Annotated in this window: 2 protein-coding genes; one reads left to right on the forward strand and one right to left on the reverse strand. The window is 51.7% G+C overall.

All coding sequences use genetic code 11. From position 1 onward, the window contains the following. Positions 1-118 precede the first annotated feature (118 nt). Positions 119-1153 (reverse strand): permease, encoded by a 1035-nt coding sequence (locus DET50_RS19280; RefSeq protein WP_000098298.1) that lies wholly within the window; start codon positions 1151-1153, stop codon positions 119-121. 111 nt (positions 1154-1264) lie between these two features. Here DET50_RS19280 and DET50_RS19285 point away from each other — a divergent pair, with 111 nt between their 5' ends. Continuing rightward, positions 1265-1579 (forward strand): ArsR/SmtB family transcription factor, encoded by a 315-nt coding sequence (locus tag DET50_RS19285; RefSeq protein ID WP_000349485.1) that lies wholly within the window; start codon positions 1265-1267, stop codon positions 1577-1579. The last annotated feature ends 130 nt before the right edge of the window (positions 1580-1709 follow it).

The following is a 1709-nucleotide window of genomic DNA, read 5'->3' on the forward strand; positions in this document are numbered from 1 at the left end:
CCTCGCAGGCTACTGGTGTAGGTGCTTCAAGCCGAAAATGTATGTCTTCATTCTGCTCATCAGAATCCACCAACTGGTACCCAGGAAGGCTTAACGAATTAATCATCTCCCGCCTTGATCAGAAAAACAGGTAGGTGGCGTAACCGGCAATCATCGCCATAGCAAAAATGACTGCTAAAAACGCCGCTAAAAGCTTCAGCGTGAACAAAGAGCGCAACAGAATGAGCTCAGTCAGGCTGGCTCCGGCACTGCCGATGATCAACGCTAGCACCGTCCCGGCACCCACGCCTTTGGCCATCAGAGCCGCTGCCAGAGGTATGACGGCTTCAGCGCGAATATACAACGGCACGCCGATGACAGCGGCAACTGGAATGGCAAAGGGATTATCTGGGCCTGCATACTGCTCCAATAAGTCAGTGGGCATGAAACCATAGATCACGCTGCCAATCGCAATACCGATGAGCAGGTAAGGCAACACATCGATAAAGTCCGACCAAGCTTCCCGCCACACACCACTGTACTTCCCTTCTTTCTTAACCGTGACAGTGGGTTGACTGTCACAGCATTCGCTAGACGTAGAGACTGTTGTCTTCCTATCAGCCCCGCAAGAAGCCGTCTTCGGAGTGGTGTCGCAGCTGTTGGTGCCGCAACTCGATGCGGTCGATGTAGCACTGCACGGGCTTGCTGATGAACTACATCCACTGCTCTCTTGTGTCGCCGTCCGGCGCACATAACGCTCGAAGCCAAGCGTGTGAAGCAGCCATCCGGCACCTACCGCGACCACCAAAGCGGCGAGCACATAGATAGCAGTAAGTGTCCATCCAAACGTGGCAACCAGCAGGCCGACGACGATAGGATTCAGCAACGGAGATGAGAAAAGAAACACCATCATCGGCCCAAAACCGGCCCGTGCCCGAATCAACCCTTTCAACATGGGGATAGTCGAGCAACTACAGAAGGGCGTTATAGCTCCTAAACCAGCAGCAAGAAAATAGCCTCGCTTCCCACTGGAAGTCAGTAACGCTTCCACCTTGGATGGTGGGATGTGACGTTGAAGAACTCCGACCAGCAAGCTAATGCCAATGAATAAAACCGATAGCTCGATAGCGAGAAAGGCGAACATGCCTAGAGCGTCTTGGAGTTGAGATGACATTCAATATTACTCCTATATTTCTAGTATTGTCGAAATGATGTACGCAGCCTACTTGCGTTTATCCGACCTGTCAACTATAATTCTAGAAACATCGAATTATTGGGGCGTGCTATGGATCACGAAAAGGTTGCAGCCAGCTTAGCTGAGCTAGGGAATAGTCACCGACTGTCCGTGTTCCGCTTTCTGGTCAAAGCTGGCCATGATGGGGCTTCGGTCGGAGATATCCAGAAGGGGCTGGGTATTCCTGCTTCGACGCTATCACATCACCTTGCGCGCATGGCCAAGGTAGGGCTGATCCGGCAGGAGAAACATAGCCGCACGATTGTCTGTATACCCGAGTATGGGCACCTAGAGAATTTGATCGGTTTCTTACAAGAGGAATGTTGTGCAGGTGTTCGGATTGCGCATGAACCAGAACCGCTTTGACGCTTGCCCAGCTCTCGCTGTCCTCCCTAGTCAGCATCGCTATGAAGACTCAGGCGAAGGTGGAAACAGAAAATTGGCAGTAGAGTAGGCTGAAGAGGATCAATCAGATAATCCGCTGAGAAAGATTTTC

Origin of the sequence: Marinobacter pelagius (assembly GCF_003315345.1) — a bacterium.
GTDB classification, from domain to species: Bacteria; Pseudomonadota; Gammaproteobacteria; order Pseudomonadales; family Oleiphilaceae; genus Marinobacter; species Marinobacter pelagius_A.

Excerpts from the sequence above, each read along its gene's own strand:
- DET50_RS19280 (WP_000098298.1), bottom strand. The coding sequence starts at position 1,153 with ATGTCATCTCAACTCCAAGACGCTCTAGGCATGTTCGCCTTTCTCGCT.
- DET50_RS19285 (WP_000349485.1), top strand. The coding sequence starts at position 1,265 with ATGGATCACGAAAAGGTTGCAGCCAGCTTAGCTGAGCTAGGGAATAGT.